This is a genomic window from Mesorhizobium sp. NFR06 (assembly GCF_900115245.1).
Classification (GTDB): Bacteria; Pseudomonadota; Alphaproteobacteria; order Rhizobiales; family Rhizobiaceae; genus Mesorhizobium.
On record NZ_FOVT01000030.1, the window covers coordinates 16,782 to 32,569 of the forward strand.

Below are 15,788 nucleotides of genomic sequence, written 5' to 3' on the forward strand. Positions count from 1 at the left end.
TAGCCATGGCCCGGCCGATCGCCGAAGAAGATGAGGAAAAGCCCCTCGACCCCGCGGCCGAGAACGTGCGCCGGAAGCTCGTTCGCTTCATGATCGTCAATCTCGGCCTTCTGTTCCTCGCCCTTATGGTGGTGATCGGGGCGCTTGTCTATAAAGCCCGCAACGCGCCGGTCGCGGGCTTGGCGCCTGCAGGCGACGTCCAGGCTCCTGCCGGGGCGCCGCTCTCAGCCGACATCGTGCTTCCCGTGGGCGCCAAGGTGGTCAGCCAGTCGCTCTCCGGCAACCGCCTGTCGATCGACGCCGAGCTTGCCGACGGCAGCCGTTCGATCTTCGTCTACGACATCGTCGAGCGCCGCGTCATCGGCCAGTTCGCAATCCGTACCAAATGAGCCCGCAACAAATGAGCGGTTTCGCCGGACATCGCAGCATTGCCACCGTCGCGCTGGTCGTCGGCAATTACGACGAGGCGGTTCGCTGGTATGTCGAACGACTCGGCTTCGTGCTGACCGACGATGTCGATCTCGGCAGCGGCAAACGCTGGGTAACTGTCGCGCCGCCAAACGGCAATGGTGCGCGGCTGCTGCTGGCGGAGGCATCGGGCGAAGAGCAGGCAAGCCGCATCGGCAACCAGACCGGCGGCCGGGTGTTCCTGTTCCTCGAAACCGACGATTTCGCCCGCGACCACAAGGCGATGCTTGGCAAGGGCGTCGAGTTCCGCGAGGCGCCGCGGCATGAGGCCTATGGCACGGTGGCCGTCTTCGCCGATCTCTACGGCAATCTATGGGACCTGATCGAGCCGAAACAGCAAGGCTGACCGGGGCGTTTAGCAAAGCGCGCAAAGCGGCCGAAACCCCAGTTGCTTTTTCGCGAACGCCAGCCTATGTAGCCGGTTCTTGAGCGCGCCCATCGTCTAGCGGTCAGGACACCGCCCTCTCACGGCGGGAACAGGGGTTCGATTCCCCTTGGGCGTACCAAGTTTCTTCGACCACTTGCCATATCCTTCGAGTATCCGGCGAGTACGAACGCAACGGATCGTTTCGACAAGCTCCGCAAGGCGTCCACCATCCCGGCGCCGGTCTTGGCGCGCTCAACCATTCGATCTATTCCGGTAAGCTGAAAAGCGTTTGCGTGCCTGCTATTCCTCTGAGCGGATGACTGCCCATGGCGATCATCGGCTCGGTAGTTTCTGCTTCGAACACTGTCGACGCGAGCACCGTCCGTCCTAACGGCTTGCATAGCCCTTCGATGCGGCTGACAAGATTTACAGCCTTGCCGATCGCGGTGAAGTCCAACCTGCCGGCAGTGCCGATATTGCCCCAAAGTATCTCGCCGACATGCAGGCCAATGCCATATCCGAACTCAGGGCCCCCACTGTGGCGCCGAGTCTGGTTGAGATGATCTATCCCGGCGCGCGTGGCCTTCACGGCGCGTACCGCCGCGTCACATGCGGCCCTTGCATCGCGCTCGCCGATCGGGAAAATCGCGAGGACGCCATCACCTATAAACTTCAGAACCTCGCCACCAAACGCGTGCACCGCGCCGGCAACGCAATCGAACCAGGCATCAAGCACCAATACGATCTCGTCTGCATCATAAAGCTCGGATAGATCGGTGAAACCTCGAAGGTCAGCGCACAGAAGCGCAGCCCGTATCGTCTCTCCCTTTGCTCGACGAGAATGACCGTCGAGCACATGCGCTGCGCTGCGCTTTCCCAAATATGCCTCGAGCAATGCGCGTTTCGCAGACCGTTCTGCGAGCGCGGTCATCGGAGCCGCAGCAAACCGGGAGATTTGCCGCAGCAGTTCTGACTGCGCCTCATCCGGAGTATGATCGAATGCCCACACCAAAGTCGGCGCGACACCGCCCTCGTCGGGGACGATCGCCTGCGTCGTGCCAAGCCACTCCCGCAGCACGAGCCGGGGATCGGCATCCTGGCGGTCGGCGCCTATCCCCAAAGCCTCGATCACTTCACCGCCAGGCGCTCGCCAGAGCCAGATGCGGCGTGAAATAATCGGGTCGGGAGCATCCTGCGCCAGCGCGCCGGCAATGATCGGCAGGCCGTCTTCGATCAAATGCGTCGAGAGCTGCAATAGAAGTCGCCCACCGTCGCCAACATGCGCGGCCTCGTCCAGAAGGAATGAAAGCGAGTTTGCGAGAAGCATCGGTAGAAGGTCACTCGGCACCGGCTTATGCTTACGCCTCGAACATCTTGTTGCAACTCCCCACATTCGCTTCAATCATGCACGGCATTCGATGCGGATGTGACGTGGAGTGAGCAAATGGCGGAATCGGTTTACACGGAGATTGAGGTCGCGGCGCCACAAGCGACCGTGTTCGCGCTTTTGACCGATCCGGACCAGATCGTGCGATGGATCGGGACCGAAGCGAATTTGGATGCAACGCCGGGCGGTCTGTTCCTCGTCAATGTCGGTGGTCGCCATATGGCGCGCGGTGAGTTCACCGAGGTGATCCCGGTCCACCGTCTTGCCTACAGTTTTGGCTGGGAAGACAACGAGACCGTGCCGCCCGGCTCCAGCCATGTCGAGATCGACCTGATCGCGAAGGATGCGGGGACACTGATCCGCTTCACGCACAGCGGACTGCCGAACGCAAAGGAGCGTGACAGCCATCGAAAGGGATGGGAGCACTACCTCTCGAGGCTGAAGATCACTGCCGATGGGGGACATGTCGATCCCGACGTGCCGATGGAGAATATGTGATTTTCAGCCTCGGGTCGCGGATGCCCGTCATCCGAACAAGGCGCGGCATGCGTCAACGAGGCCCCTTGAACTGCCGCTCGGGGAACTCAGCGACCTGCGGGCTGCCGCGGAAATCGGATGGCGATCCGGCCGTCCGTATTGCCGGCGCCACTGCGTCGTTGACGTCCGGGTGCTTCTGGCGCAACGTCCGGGATTGAATTAGCATCCCGTCATCAACGCTCCGGCCGCAATCGAAAAAGACGCGACATGCCGCGCGCAGGGGATGTGAACCGGGCGCGGTTGCGTGCCAAGCGCTGATCCACGGGCGGCTGGCCATCTGGAACGCGCCAGCGGCAGGGCGCAAGTACAGGCGGGGAGGAGCCAATGCGGAAGCTGCAGTCGCAAGGCGTTCATCACATCACGCTGGTCGGCGCCGGGCGACAGACGTCGATCGACTTCTGGGAGGGCGTGCTCGGCATGCCCTTCATCTTCGAGCAGCCCAATCTCGACAAGGCCAGCGAAAGCCATCTCTATTTCGATCCGGGCGACGGGCGGCTGATCACCGTCTTCACGGACGAGAGCCGCACGCCGGTCAAGCGGCGGACACCGACCGATATCGGCTGCGTCCACCACATCGCGTTCTCGGTATCGCGGGTCACCTTCCTGCAAGCGGTCGCGCGGCTCGACGAGCGCGGTATCAAACACAGCGGCGTCAAGGATCGCGGCTTCATGGATTCGATCTATTTCGAGGATCCGCTGGGACTGCTGATCGAGCTGGCTTCCTACCGCTTCGAGCCGCCGGCCGGCTTCACCCATGCCGAGGTGCTGATGGAAGCGCACAAGATCCGCGTGGCGCGTAGCGACTACAACATAGCCGAAGTGCACCTTGCCGACGCCATCCAGGCGCTGGTGGAGCGGTCGCGCGAAACCTTGTCGGAAAACAGGGCGGCAAAAGATCCATACTAACCAGGTCGGAGGGAGGACCAAGATGGCAAAGGCTGCAACGAAGAGCGTGAGGAAACCCGCGGCCGGAGCCGCGGCAAAGCCCGCGGCGAAGAAGGCCGCGAAGGTGATGGCGAAAGCCGCGCCTAAAGCGACGGCAAAGGCCGCGTCCAAGGCCAAAACGAAGCCGGCTAAGAAGCCGGGCGTAAAGCTCAGCATGCTGAGGCCGAGCGTCAACAACATGACGGTGCGGGTGTTCACGCGCGCGGCTGGGCTCGATCCCGCGGAAACCGACGCCTGGGGCCATACGCGTTCGCCGGAGTTCCTGGCGCGCAATCCGGCGCATCTGACGCCGATGATCGAGGACAAGGGCCTGCCGCGCGGCGTGCTGTGGGAAAGCTGCGCCATCATGCAGTATCTCGCCAACAAGCATGGGCTGGAAAAGTTCTATCCGAAGTCGCCGGCCAAGCGGGCGATGATCGATAGCGCCATGTTCTATCTGGTCGGCACGCTTTATCCCTATGTCGCGCGCGCGACATACCCGGCGCTCGGCTTCCCGCAATATGCCGGCGAGGTCGGCCACAGCGACGCCCATCCCGACAAGAAATCGGAAGCGCAGAAGGCGGCGATGGCCGCGATCGCCGAGCCGCTCGAGGTGTTTCACTCTTTCTTCCGCGACGGCAAGCCGTTCATCGGCGGCGGCAAGAATCCATCGATCGCCGATATAAGGCTGGCGGCGACGCTCGAATTCCTGGCGGTGGTCGACTACGCGCTGCCGAAATGGGCGCAGGAGTATATGGCGGCGGTGGAGAAGAAGCTCGGCAAGGCCTATGCGGAACCGGCCGGCGACGTGCGCGGCTACATCGCACATGTGAAAGCGCAGGCCACGGCGTAGCGGCCTGTCGGGTTAAGGTTTCGTTTACCCAAGACCTGTCTACTGGCGTCAGTCCTCGCCGCGACCATGGATGTACTGGCGCCATGACGAGGCAAGGGAAAGGTCGGCTCTCAGCCGGCCTTTTGCTTTTTCGGCGACGGCCATGCCGGCGTCACGACGACATGATCTTGATGACTTTCGCCTGGGTCAATCGGGTTGAAATCCTATTGTCATCCTCCTCGTTGGTCGTACCATGCCGTCAGGCGAACGGACGAAAGCGAGGAGACTGGCGATGAAAGGCATGGCACGGTATTCGGCGATCGTCGGCGCGTTGCTGGCGCTGCCTCCCTTTCCTGCGGATGCCGCGTCGGTCAACACCATGAATGAGGTCGGAGCCGCCTTGCAGGCGTGCTGGACCCCGCCTGCCAATTCCGGAAATTCCTCGGTCACCTTGAGCTTCAGCTTCAAGCGCGACGGCACGCTGATCGGCCCGCCGAAGCCGACGGCCATCAAGGTCAGCGGCGATGACAAGGCGCGTCAGGCCTATGTCGACGCGGCGACGGCCGCCTTGCGCAATTGCCTGCCGCTCAGCTTCTCGCCGACGCTCGCGCAAGGAATTCCGGGAAAGGTCTTCACGCTTCAGTTCAATTCGCCAAAAGACAACGCCAAAGCAGTTCAGCAATAAAATTGCCGGGCTGCTCAAGGTTACCTTTGCGCAGTTTCCCAACCGTCACGCTTTTGGCGGGACCCATTACGCCGCATTGCGCCGGGCATGCGCGTGCTTTTCCAATTCCGGCATCTCGAAAACATAGTCGCTCCAGGCCGATTCCGGAATTTGTCCGGCCAGGTAGCATTCCAGCAGCAGATTTTGCTCAGGCGTCAGACGCCTCAGCGCCTGCTCATGATCCAGCCCAAGCGAGTGGATCAGGTTCCTGGTCAGGCCAGAGACGGCGAAGTGAATGGACATCTTCAGTCTCCTCCGCAACGCGGATCACATCAGCGCAAACCACGTCCTCCTCCGGCCGAAGGTTTCATCAGCAATCCGTGAACAATCAGCGATCCGACCCTCGAAACTTTCGGCAGCGGTCCGGTGGCGCGGGCCCTGTGCCGAGTTCCCCACCGCCGCGAGTTAATCCGGCCGTCATTCTCCGTCCCGGGCATAGGCGTCCGGCACGCCATGCGGAATTGATCGAAGCAAGTTATTCGCAGACGACGCGGTATCGCTTGCCGGTTTCGCCAACATTCCTGCAAGTGAGGGGGGTCTGCTCGCCGGAAGACGTATCAGGCGGATTCTGGTTCAAGGATGGCGTCGTCGAAGCGGGCCTGGAATAGCGTCGGGGAGCGACACCCGCCGGCGCACTCGGCGTCGTGGTCGGCGGCAGTGGAAACACGTCCGACGCGATCTGCCGCGACGCGGTCGTTCCCGGCGGCGCCTTGTCCCAGACCCGCCTGACGTCCATCCGGCTTGGAACGATCACCGTGCCGTCATCGCTGCGCGTGCAACCGCCCGCTGCAAGCAGCGCCGGGCACAGCAAAAAGGCAACGATTCGACGGAACATTAGCAACACCTCAGGCACCTTATAATGCGTCGTTGCCTTAATCGCCAACAGCCGGATTACCGCAGCCGGCGCCGCGATCGGGATTTGGCTCAACGGCACCGTACCGGACGTGGTTGCAATCATTATGGTTAGCGGATCGTTAATGCTTGTCGGGCACATTCCGCCGACGAACCGGCGCGGTTCGGCCTTGGGGGTGGGAATGGCGGATACGGGCGGGACTGTCGAAGCGGACGGCACGCGGAATTTCGACAGTACGGATATGCGCGGCAATGGGGCCTCGGCCGGTGGAAGTCGCGATATGGCCGGGACTTCCGAGGCGCTGGCCAATCTCAGCCTGATGGTCGATTCCATGCCGATCGGCGTCATCGTTCTCGATGCCGAATTGCGGGCGGAGGTGGCCAACCGGGCATTCTACGACTTCTGGAAGATCGATCCGCGGCGCGCTCCGGCAGGCAGTTGCTTTCGCGACCTCATGGAAGCCAGCCGCCACGCCGATCCATTCGGCGGCGAGGAAACGGCGTGGCAAAGCCACGTGGCCGATCGCGAAGCCGAAATTCGGGCCGGCGCCGCAGGCTCCAGGCAGTTGCCGCGCAAGGACGGCCGCACGCTGATCGCCTCGCTGGCGCCGCTTCCCGGCGGCAAAAGGCTGATCTCCTATGTCGACATCACCGACATGAAGCAGCGCGAGACCGAAGCCGAGGATGCGCGCAGGAACCTCGCCACCGTGCTGGAGTCGCTGCCGGCCGCCGTTATCATCTACGATCGCGACGACAGGTTCGTGTTCGCCAACCGCAAGCTGCAGGATACGCTGCCGGCGCTGAAGCCGGCCTGGCAACCAGGCCGCACATTCCGCGACGCGTTGGCTCTCGGCCATTCGGTCGGCTACTTCCGATCGAGCGGCGATACCGAGATCGACGGTCTTTACGGTGTCGACACCGAACGCTGGCTCGACGCCATGCTCGCGCGCTACCGATTGCCGAACTCTTCCTACGAGCGCCTCAATCCCGACGGGCGCTGGTACCAGGTCTACGACATGCGCACCGACGACGGCACGTTCATCGGCGTGCGCGTCGATATCACCGACATCAAGGCGCGCGAGAAGGCGTTGCGTGACTCCATGCGCCAGATCGACCTCTACCGGCACGTCATGGACGAACTGCCGGTGGCCGCCTTCATCAAGGCCGACGATCTCAGCATCGAATTCGTCAACAAGGCCTGGTGCGCGCTCACCGGCCTTCCCAAGGAAGAGGCGATCGGCAAGACCGACCGTCAGCTTTTCGCCACCGAGCAGGCGGACGGCTACAGCAGCGACGACACACAGGTGGTGGCGACCGGCGCGGAGCTCGAGGTCGAGGAGGCAGTCACCCATCGCGACGGCACGGTGCGTCAGCTGATGACGCGCAAGAACCGGCTGGTGGCGAGCGACGGCTCGGTGCACCTGGTCGGCTCCAGCACCGACATCACCGACGTCAAGGCGCGCGAGCAGGCGCTCCGGCAAAGCATGCGCGAGAACGAGGTGTTCCGCAGCCTGATCGACAACGTGCCGGTGTCGATCTACGCCAAGCGCTCGGACCTCAGGCAATTCTACGTCAACAAGGGCTGGTGCGACCTCACCGGCTTCAGCAAGGAAGAGGCGGTCGGCAGGACGGACGTCGAAATTTTCGGCGACGACGGCGAAGCCTTCATCGCCAGCGACCTTGCCGTGCTGCGCACCGGCGAGACGCAGGAGATCGAAGAGACGGTGACGATGCCGGACGGCAGCGTCAGGCACCAGTTCGCGCGCAAGGGCGCGATGATCGCCTCCGACGGCTCGCTCTATCTCATCGGCTCCACCACCGACATAACGGAGCTCAAGCAGCGCGAGGCCGAGCTTTCCGAGGCACGCCGGCGCGCCGTGCTTGCCGACCGGGCCAAGTCGGAATTCCTCGCCAATATGAGCCATGAGATCCGCACGCCGATGAACGGCGTTCTTGGAATGGCGGAACTGCTGGCGAAGTCGGACCTCGATCCGAAGCAGAAGACGTTCACCGACATCATCGTCAAATCCGGCAACGCGCTGCTCACCATCATCAACGACATCCTCGACTTCTCCAAGATCGACGCCGGCCAGCTGGTGCTCGACCCGGCACCGTTCAATCTCGCCGAAGCGATTGAAGATGTGGCGACGCTGGTGTCGACGCGCGCCAAGGAAAAGGACCTCGAACTCATCGTCCGCGTCCAGCCAGGGCTCGAGGGGCAGTTCGTCGGCGATGTCGGCCGCATCAGGCAGATCGTCACCAACCTGCTCGGCAACGCGGTGAAATTCACCGACGAGGGCCATGTCCTGGTCGACGTCACGGGCGAGCGGGTTCCGACAGGAACGAGGCTCGCCATCTCGGTCACCGACACCGGCATCGGCATTCCGGAAGACAAGCTGAAGCTGGTGTTCGAGAAATTCAGCCAGGTCGACACGTCCTCGACGAGACGGCACGAAGGCACCGGGCTTGGTCTTGCCATCACGTCGCGACTGGTCGAGATGATGGGCGGGGAGATCGGTGTCGACAGCGCGGAGGGCAAGGGTTCGACCTTCTGGTTCACCGTCACGCTGCCCAGGGCCGAGCAGGGCGGGCAGCGCATCATGCCGGTCGACGTCACCGGCGCGCGCGTGCTGATCGTCGACGACAATGCCGTAAACCGCTCGATCCTAAGCGAGCAGATGGCGTCGTGGACGTTCGATTCCTGCGCGGCCGAAAGCGGCGCCGAAGGATTGAAGGTGCTGATTGCCGCCGCCGCCTATGGCGTGCCGGTCGACTGCGTCGTGCTCGACTACCAGATGCCCGGCATGACCGGCGCCGAGATGGCGCGCATCGTGCGCGACACGGCGGGCCTGGCGCATACGCCGATCATCATGCTGACCTCGGTCGACCAGTCGCTTGCCAACACGGCCTATCGCGACCTCGGCATCGACGCGCAACTGATCAAGCCGGCGCGGTCCTCCATCCTGCTGGAAACGCTCGTCGCAACCATCCAGCGCCATCGCCACAACAGCGCGGCGGCGCGCCCGCAACCGGACCCGACGCCGCAGGCCGCGCCGGTGCAGACGGCGGCATCGGACCGCGTCATGCTGCAGCCGCCAGCGCTGCGCGCGCGCCGGCGCCCTGCCGACGCGGAGCGCGGGCTCGACATCCTCGTCGCCGAGGATAATGAAGTGAACCAGATGGTATTCACCCAGATTCTTGGCGAGACCGGCTATCGCTTCGAGATCGTCGGCAACGGCCGCAAGGCGCTCGACGCCTTCGGCAAGCTCAATCCGCGGATGATCCTGATGGATGTGTCGATGCCAGAGATGAACGGGCTGGAGGCGACCGGCGCCATTCGCCGGCTCGAGGAAGACATGGGCACGCATGTGCCGATCGTCGGCGTCACCGCGCACGCGCTGAAGGGCGACCGCGAACGCTGCCTGGAAGCCGGCATGGATGACTATTTGCCAAAGCCGATCAGCCCGCGGGCCCTGCTCGAAAAGCTCGAACGCTGGCTGGGCTCGGACGTCGAGACCCGGCGCAACGCCGGCTAATGCAGTCGTTGTCGCGGAACTGCCGCACGATTCCGGGAGACATGCATTAGCTCGGCAGGCAAAGCTGGGACGCGCTGACGCATGCATATGGTGCGATCGCACCATATCAATGCAAATTGCAAACTCGGACAATGGCCGCGTTGATTCCGCTCTTCGGTTACGGGCGGGGGCAGCGACCGCCAACAAGAAACAGCGTCGACTCTACCCCAACGGACCTGTTTTCGGCGATGGCCGGCCATGATCCGCTCTGGCACTCAGGCAACGCGCTCTCGTCCGGATTTTATTTCCCGGCGGCCGTGATCCGGCCGTCGGGATAAATTTTGTTTCAAAAGTCAGACAAGTTGCTGATTCCCGCGGCAAACTCCGGACGGCTCCGAGAGGCCGCCGGAGGCCTCCCCCGACGTCACCGTTCAGCCGTTACCGGGCTGACATGAAACTGTCATGCGACTGTAATAATCGGGGGCTATGCCCCTCGTCGGGCTCCGACAGAAACGGGTGCCAAGAGACCATCTTTCCGAACAGGAGCAGGCCACATGAGACATTTCATCCGCTCGGCGGCCGTTGCGATTGCAATGGCTGCGGCTTCCACCATCTCGATTTCCGCCGCGATGGCGGCCGACATCTCCGGCGCCGGCGCCACCTTCCCCTATCCGATCTATGCTAAGTGGGCCGACGCCTACAAGAAGGAGACCGGCATCGGTCTCAACTATCAGTCGATCGGCTCCGGCGGCGGCATCAAGCAGATCAAGGCCAAGACCGTGACCTTCGGCGCTTCGGACGCGCCGCTGAAGGGCGAAGAACTTGAGGGCACCGGCCTCGCCCAGTTCCCGATGGTGATGGGCGGCATCGTGCCGGTCGTCAACCTCGAAGGCGTCAAGCCGGGCGAACTGGTTCTCGACGGCCCGACGCTGGCCGACATTTTCCTCGGCAAGATCACGAGCTGGGACGACGCGGCGATCAAGAAGCTCAATCCCGACGTCAAGTTGCCGTCGCAGGCGATCGCGGTGGTTCACCGTTCCGATGGTTCGGGCACCACGTTCAACTTCACATACTATCTCGGCGACGTCAGCGCTGACTGGAAGGAAAAGGTCGGCGTCGACAAGGCAGTAGAATGGCCGGTTGGCATCGGCGCCAAGGGCAATGAGGGCGTTGCCAACAACGTTGCCCAAACCGGCGGCGCGATCGGCTACGTCGAATATGCCTATGCCAAGCAGAACAAGCTGACCTACACCGACCTGGTGAACAAGGAAGGCAAGAAGGTCGAGCCGACGGCGGCAGCGTTCTCGGCGGCCGCGGCCAACGCCGACTGGAGTTCGCAGCCGGGCTATGGCGTCATTCTGGCCAATCAGCCGGGTGCCGAGTCGTGGCCGATGACGGCTGCGACGTGGATCCTCGTCTACAAGAAGCCCGACGATGCGGCGGCCACGACCGAAGCGCTCAAGTTCTTCGCCTGGTCCTACGCCAAGGGCGACGACATGGCGGCCGGTCTGGACTATGTTCCGATGCCCGACGCGGTCGTGAAGAGCGTCGAGGGGATGTGGGGCAAGGACATCGTCGACGGAAACGGCAAGCCGCTCTACTCCGGCATGTAATTCCTATGGAATAAGGAGGGCGCCTTTGGCGCCCTCCCGTCTCTCTTTCGAAATGCTGGGGGCTAGATGACAGCCGTTGCCGAAGCCGCGACATCGTCCGCCACGCGGACCAGAGAAGCGACAGTGCGCCGCTTCGCCTTCACCGACATGGTCTTCCGAGGTGCCACGCGCGCTTCCGCCATCCTTGTCCTGGTTATCCTTGGCGGGGTTGCCATCTCGCTGGTCACCGGCTCGTGGGAGGCGTTGTCGAAGTTCGGCTTCTCCTTCCTGACCACCGAGGCGTGGAATCCGGTCACCGAGAATTTCGGCGCCCTGGCGCCCATCTACGGCACTGTCGTCACCTCTGCCATCGCCATCATCATTGCCGTGCCGATCGGCATCGGCATCGCCGTCTTCCTGACCGAGCTCTGCCCGCGCCCGCTCAGGCGCCCGATCGGCATTGCCGTTGAACTGCTCGCCGGCATCCCTTCGATCATCTACGGCATCTGGGGCCTGTTCGTGTTCGCACCATTCCTGCAGACGACGATACAGCCCTTCATCATCAATATATTCCACGGCATACCGGGTCTCTCCAGCCTGTTCGCCGGCCCGCCCTATGGCATCGGCCTGCTGACGTCGTCGCTCATCCTCGCCATCATGGTACTGCCCTTCATCACCTCGATCACCAAGGACGTGTTCGACACGGTGCCGGCGGTGCTGAAGGAATCAGCCTATGGCATCGGCTGCACCACCTGGGAAGTGACCCGGCGCGTCGTCATTCCGTACACCCGTGTCGGCATCATGGGCGGCGTCATGCTCGGCCTCGGCCGCGCGCTCGGGGAGACGATGGCCGTCACCTTCGTCATCGGCAACGCCCACCGCATCAGCGCCTCGCTGTTTGCGCCGGGCACGACGATCTCGGCGACCATCGCCAACGAATTCACCGAAGCCGACGGCGAGCTCTACACATCCTCGCTGGTGGCGCTGGGCCTCATCCTGTTCATCATCACCCTCATCATCCTCGCCATCGCGCGCTACATGCTGCTGCGCATCGACAGCCGCGCGGGAGCCTGATCCATGTCGACAGCCCTGTCTCTCCATCGGAGCCGCAAGCGCAAGAACAGCGTGATGATGGCGCTTTGCGTCATCGCCGCAGGCATCGGCCTCGCCTGGCTGGCGCTGATCCTGGGCGCGCTGATCTACAAGGGCCTGGCCGGCGTTTCGCCGGCGGTCTTCACCCAGATGACGCCGCCGCCCGGCGATGCCGGCGGCCTGCTCAACGCCATCTACGGCAGCATCGTCATGACCGTCATCGGCATCATCGTCGGCACGCCGATCGGCGTGTTGGCCGGCACCTACATGGCCGAATATGGGCGCTTCTCGAAGCTGACCACCGTGGTGCGCTTCATCAACGACATCCTGCTGTCGGCGCCGTCGATCATCGTCGGGCTGTTCGTCTATGAGCTGCTGGTGCGGCCTATGGGCCACTTCTCGGCGATTGCCGGCGCGGTCGCGCTGTCGATCCTGGTGATCCCGGTCGTGGTGCGCACCACCGAGGACATGCTCAACCTCGTGCCCAACGCGCTGCGCGAAGCAGGCACCGCAATCGGCGCGCCACGCTGGGTGGTGATCCGCTCGGTCGCCTATCGCGCGGCACTTTCCGGCATCGTCACCGGCATCCTGCTGGCGATCGCCCGCATCTCCGGCGAGACGGCGCCGCTGCTCTTCACCGCGCTCAACAACCAGTTCTGGTCGAGCAATCTCAATGCCCCGATGGCCAGCCTGCCGGTGACCATCTTCCAGTTCGCGCTGAGCCCCTATGAGGAATGGCAGCAGCTGGCCTGGACGGGCGCACTCATAATCACCCTGACGGTTCTCGGGCTGAGCATCATCGCCCGCAGCCTAACCGGACGCAGAGAGGACAGATGAAACCGATGTTGTCCACCGACCTGAACGCAGTCGACACCACCGTCGAAAAGGCCAAGATCGAGGTCAAGAACCTCAACTTCTACTACGGCCAGTCGAAGGCATTGAAGGACATCAACCTGTCGCTGCCGGAGCGCAGCGTCACCGCCTTCATCGGGCCGTCGGGCTGCGGGAAGTCGACGCTGCTGCGCGTGCTGAACCGCATTTACGAGCTCTATCCGAAGCAGACCGCCGAGGGCCAAGTGCTGCTCGACGGCAAGAACATCCTCGACCGTTCGCAGGACCTCAACCTGCTCAGGACCAAGATCGGCATGGTGTTCCAGAAGCCGACGCCGTTCCCGATGTCGATCTACGAGAACATCGCTTTCGGCGTCAGGCTCTATGAGAAAATCAGCAAGGCCGAGATGGACAACCGCGTCGAACAGGCGCTGAAGCGGGCCGCGCTGTGGAACGAAGTGAAGGACAAGCTCAACGCCAGCGGCCTCAGCCTCTCCGGCGGACAGCAGCAGCGCCTGTGCATCGCCCGCACCGTCGCGGTGAAGCCCGAGGTCATCCTGCTCGACGAACCGGCCTCGGCGCTGGACCCGCTCTCGACCGCCAAGATCGAGGAGCTGATCGACGAATTGCAGGCCGACTACACGATCGTCATCGTCACCCACAACATGCAGCAGGCGGCGCGCGTGTCGCGGCAGACGGCGTTCATGTATCTGGGCGAGCTGGTCGAGTTCGACCGGACCGAGAAGATCTTCACCTCGCCCCGCGAGAAGCGCACGCAGGACTACATCACCGGCCGCTTCGGCTGAGTTCATACGAGGACATCATCATGGCCGAACATACCGTCGCTTCATTCGACGAGGATCTGAGGCAGATCAGCAAGCTCATCAACGACATGGGCGACCTTGCGAGCTCGATGGTGAGCGCTTCGACCAGGGCCCTGCTCGAAACCGACAATGCCCTGGCGCAGCGCGTCGTTTCCGACGACGCCATCATGGACGCGCGCCAGCGCGAGCTTGACGACCGCGCCATCACGCTGATCGCCAAACGCCAGCCGATGGCCGACGACCTGCGCAGCGTGGTCGGCGCAATCCGCATGGCGGGCGACCTCGAACGCATCGGCGATCTTGCCAAGAACATCGCCAAGCGCGTCGGTTCGGTCGGCGTCAGCGCCACGCCGCGCGATCTCACGCATTCGATCGATTCGATGGCGCAGCTGGTGCTGATCCAGGTCCAGGCGGTGATCCAGGAATATACGGTGGGCGACGCCGCGGCGCTGGCCAAGCTCCGCAACGACGACGAGCGCATCGACGTCAAATACACCTCCGTCTTCCGCGAACTGTTGACCTACATGATGGAAGACCCGCGCAACATCACCGCTTGCACACATCTTCTGTTCTGCGCCAAGAACCTCGAGCGCATCGGCGACCATGTGACCAACATCGCCGAGAACGCCTACTATGTGCTCACCGGCACGCAATTGCCCGCGAACCGTCCGAAGCAAGACGAGACGGCAATGTCGGCGCCAGCGGCCTGACGAAGGGTTATCTGCCGATGATCGCGCCACGCATCATGGTGGTGGAGGACGAGGAGCCGCTGGGGGTGCTGCTCCGCTACAACCTCGAATCCGAGGGTTACCAGGTCGAAGTGGTGACCCGCGGCGACGAGGCCGAAATCCGCCTGCAAGAAAACGTTCCCGACCTGCTCGTGCTCGACTGGATGGTGCCGGCGGTTTCCGGCATCGAGCTTTGCCGGCGTCTGCGGATGCGGCCCGAGACCGAGCGGCTGCCGATCATCATGCTGACCGCGCGAGGTGAGGAAAGCGATCGGGTTCGAGGTTTGTCCACCGGCGCCGACGACTATCTGGTCAAGCCGTTCTCGACGCCCGAGTTCATGGCGCGCGTCAAGGCGCTGCTGCGCCGCGCCAAGCCTGAGGTGCTGTCCAGCGTGCTCAAGGTCGGCGACATCGTGCTCGACCGTGAATCGCATCGCGTCTACCGCAAGAAGAGCGAGATCAGGCTCGGCCCGACCGAGTTCCGGCTGCTGGAATTCATGATGCGTCATCCCGGCCGGGTGTTCTCGCGCAGCCAGCTGCTCGACAATGTCTGGGGCGAGACGATCTATATCGACGAGCGCACCGTGGACGTGCATGTCGGCCGCCTGCGCAAGGCCGTCAACAACGGCCGCATGCCGGATGTGATCCGCACCATTCGCGGGGCAGGCTACGCCATACGCGAGGATTAGGTCTCGTCGGCGAAGCGCTGGCGGGCTCCGTGCCTCCGACAGCGGATCGTATGGGCTGGCGATTAGCCGAGGCGCCTCGTCATCCACGGGCGTCGCAAGGAGCGCAGCGGCGCAGCGCAGACCCGAGGATCGATGCCGTGACGTTTAAAGCACGTCGCCCTTTAAAGGATTCGGGATTCCCTGAATGACGGTTTGATGATTCATTGCGGCGGAAGGGAGAACCGTGATGGGCAAGCCGTTACCGATGGCGTTGCGTAAGCGTGTTGCGGCGTTTGTGGATGAGGGCAACAGCAACCGTGAGGCGTCGCGTCATTTCCGGGTTTCGCCGAAGTTCGTGAACGATCTGATGAAGCTGCGCGCCGAGCGGGGCTCGCTTGAGCCGCGCCGGCAAGGCCATGGCACTGGCGGCGGCAAGTTGGCCGCTCA

General features: G+C 63.3%; 16 protein-coding genes, 1 tRNA gene and 1 pseudogene. 15 read left to right on the forward strand and 3 right to left on the reverse strand.

The features are described from left to right. Positions 1-5 precede the first annotated feature (5 nt). From F3H96_RS29485 to F3H96_RS29495, 3 genes are all read left to right on the forward strand, one after another. The gene (locus F3H96_RS29485; protein ID WP_149805158.1) at positions 6-389 is read left to right on the forward strand and encodes a fimbrial protein; all 384 of its coding nucleotides are present in this window, start codon (positions 6-8) and stop codon (positions 387-389) included. 11 nt (positions 390-400) lie between these two features. Beyond that, positions 401-814, forward strand: a complete 414-nt coding sequence (locus F3H96_RS29490) for a VOC family protein (protein ID WP_149805159.1) — start codon at positions 401-403, stop codon at positions 812-814. 85 nt (positions 815-899) lie between these two features. Then, positions 900-974: transfer RNA gene (locus F3H96_RS29495), tRNA-Glu, on the forward strand. A gap of 126 nt (positions 975-1,100) precedes the next feature. Here F3H96_RS29495 and F3H96_RS29500 read toward each other — a convergent pair. Next, positions 1,101-2,162 (reverse strand): adenylate/guanylate cyclase domain-containing protein, encoded by a 1,062-nt coding sequence (locus F3H96_RS29500; RefSeq protein WP_149805160.1) that lies wholly within the window; start codon positions 2,160-2,162, stop codon positions 1,101-1,103. A 117-nt stretch (positions 2,163-2,279) separates the two neighbouring features. Between F3H96_RS29500 and F3H96_RS29505 the strand changes: the two genes are divergently transcribed. From F3H96_RS29505 to F3H96_RS29520, 4 genes are all read left to right on the forward strand, one after another. Beyond that, entirely contained in the window at positions 2,280-2,720 is a 441-nt protein-coding gene (locus tag F3H96_RS29505; RefSeq protein WP_149805161.1) for an SRPBCC family protein, read from the forward strand. A 363-nt stretch (positions 2,721-3,083) separates the two neighbouring features. Then, positions 3,084-3,665: a VOC family protein gene (locus tag F3H96_RS29510; protein ID WP_149805162.1), complete on the forward strand. Its 582-nt coding sequence runs from the start codon at positions 3,084-3,086 to the stop codon at positions 3,663-3,665. A 22-nt stretch (positions 3,666-3,687) separates the two neighbouring features. Further along, complete coding sequence (locus tag F3H96_RS29515; RefSeq protein ID WP_149805163.1) at positions 3,688-4,536, forward strand: glutathione S-transferase family protein; 849 nt, start codon at positions 3,688-3,690, stop codon at positions 4,534-4,536. 271 nt (positions 4,537-4,807) lie between these two features. Then, a complete protein-coding gene (locus F3H96_RS29520) occupies positions 4,808-5,200 on the forward strand; it encodes a hypothetical protein (RefSeq protein ID WP_149805164.1) in 393 nt (130 codons plus the stop codon). 66 nt (positions 5,201-5,266) lie between these two features. Here the strand turns inward: F3H96_RS29520 and F3H96_RS29525 are convergent, their stop codons facing one another. Both F3H96_RS29525 and F3H96_RS31440 read right to left on the reverse strand, forming a co-directional pair. Next, positions 5,267-5,482, reverse strand: coding sequence for a hypothetical protein (locus F3H96_RS29525; RefSeq protein WP_149805165.1), 216 nt, complete (start codon positions 5,480-5,482; stop codon positions 5,267-5,269). A gap of 232 nt (positions 5,483-5,714) precedes the next feature. Continuing rightward, on the reverse strand, positions 5,715-6,344 hold the full coding sequence (locus F3H96_RS31440; protein ID WP_244620213.1) for a hypothetical protein: 630 nt from the start codon (positions 6,342-6,344) through the stop codon (positions 5,715-5,717). 28 nt (positions 6,345-6,372) lie between these two features. Here F3H96_RS31440 and F3H96_RS29535 point away from each other — a divergent pair, with 28 nt between their 5' ends. The 8 genes and pseudogenes from F3H96_RS29535 to F3H96_RS29570 form a co-directional block, all read left to right on the forward strand. Next, positions 6,373-9,627 (forward strand): response regulator, encoded by a 3,255-nt coding sequence (locus F3H96_RS29535; RefSeq protein ID WP_149805166.1) that lies wholly within the window; start codon positions 6,373-6,375, stop codon positions 9,625-9,627. 533 nt (positions 9,628-10,160) lie between these two features. Further along, positions 10,161-11,219, forward strand: a complete 1,059-nt coding sequence (gene pstS / locus F3H96_RS29540; RefSeq protein WP_149805167.1) for a phosphate ABC transporter substrate-binding protein PstS — start codon at positions 10,161-10,163, stop codon at positions 11,217-11,219. Between the two features lie 66 nt (positions 11,220-11,285). Continuing rightward, positions 11,286-12,272, forward strand: a complete 987-nt coding sequence (gene pstC / locus F3H96_RS29545) for a phosphate ABC transporter permease subunit PstC (RefSeq protein ID WP_149805168.1) — start codon at positions 11,286-11,288, stop codon at positions 12,270-12,272. Positions 12,273-12,275: 3 nt separating this feature from the next. Further along, positions 12,276-13,127: a phosphate ABC transporter permease PstA gene (gene pstA, locus F3H96_RS29550; protein ID WP_149805169.1), complete on the forward strand. Its 852-nt coding sequence runs from the start codon at positions 12,276-12,278 to the stop codon at positions 13,125-13,127. Continuing rightward, complete coding sequence (gene pstB / locus F3H96_RS29555; protein ID WP_280177802.1) at positions 13,124-13,927, forward strand: phosphate ABC transporter ATP-binding protein PstB; 804 nt, start codon at positions 13,124-13,126, stop codon at positions 13,925-13,927. The genes pstA and pstB overlap by 4 nt, the downstream gene beginning before the upstream one ends. Positions 13,928-13,947: 20 nt before the next feature. Then, positions 13,948-14,655 carry a phosphate signaling complex protein PhoU gene (gene phoU, locus F3H96_RS29560; protein WP_149805170.1) on the forward strand — a complete coding sequence of 236 codons (708 nt, stop codon included), beginning with the start codon at positions 13,948-13,950 and terminating at the stop codon, positions 14,653-14,655. Between the two features lie 17 nt (positions 14,656-14,672). Then, positions 14,673-15,362, forward strand: coding sequence for a phosphate regulon transcriptional regulator PhoB (gene phoB / locus F3H96_RS29565; protein ID WP_010911896.1), 690 nt, complete (start codon positions 14,673-14,675; stop codon positions 15,360-15,362). 226 nt (positions 15,363-15,588) lie between these two features. Beyond that, positions 15,589-15,788 (forward strand): annotated as a pseudogene (locus F3H96_RS29570) (IS630 family transposase); the annotation flags it as partial.

Coding starts and splice junctions, on each gene's coding strand:
- F3H96_RS29485 (WP_149805158.1), top strand. CDS start 6: ATGGCCCGGCCGATCGCCGAAGAAGATGAGGAAAAGCCCCTCGACCCC.
- F3H96_RS29490 (WP_149805159.1), top strand. CDS start 401: ATGAGCGGTTTCGCCGGACATCGCAGCATTGCCACCGTCGCGCTGGTC.
- F3H96_RS29500 (WP_149805160.1), bottom strand. CDS start 2,162: ATGCTTCTCGCAAACTCGCTTTCATTCCTTCTGGACGAGGCCGCGCAT.
- F3H96_RS29505 (WP_149805161.1), top strand. CDS start 2,280: ATGGCGGAATCGGTTTACACGGAGATTGAGGTCGCGGCGCCACAAGCG.
- F3H96_RS29510 (WP_149805162.1), top strand. CDS start 3,084: ATGCGGAAGCTGCAGTCGCAAGGCGTTCATCACATCACGCTGGTCGGC.
- F3H96_RS29515 (WP_149805163.1), top strand. CDS start 3,688: ATGGCAAAGGCTGCAACGAAGAGCGTGAGGAAACCCGCGGCCGGAGCC.
- F3H96_RS29520 (WP_149805164.1), top strand. CDS start 4,808: ATGAAAGGCATGGCACGGTATTCGGCGATCGTCGGCGCGTTGCTGGCG.
- F3H96_RS29525 (WP_149805165.1), bottom strand. CDS start 5,482: ATGTCCATTCACTTCGCCGTCTCTGGCCTGACCAGGAACCTGATCCAC.
- F3H96_RS29535 (WP_149805166.1), top strand. CDS start 6,373: ATGGCCGGGACTTCCGAGGCGCTGGCCAATCTCAGCCTGATGGTCGAT.
- pstS (WP_149805167.1), top strand. CDS start 10,161: ATGAGACATTTCATCCGCTCGGCGGCCGTTGCGATTGCAATGGCTGCG.
- pstC (WP_149805168.1), top strand. CDS start 11,286: ATGACAGCCGTTGCCGAAGCCGCGACATCGTCCGCCACGCGGACCAGA.
- pstA (WP_149805169.1), top strand. CDS start 12,276: ATGTCGACAGCCCTGTCTCTCCATCGGAGCCGCAAGCGCAAGAACAGC.
- pstB (WP_280177802.1), top strand. CDS start 13,124: ATGAAACCGATGTTGTCCACCGACCTGAACGCAGTCGACACCACCGTC.
- phoU (WP_149805170.1), top strand. CDS start 13,948: ATGGCCGAACATACCGTCGCTTCATTCGACGAGGATCTGAGGCAGATC.
- phoB (WP_010911896.1), top strand. CDS start 14,673: ATGATCGCGCCACGCATCATGGTGGTGGAGGACGAGGAGCCGCTGGGG.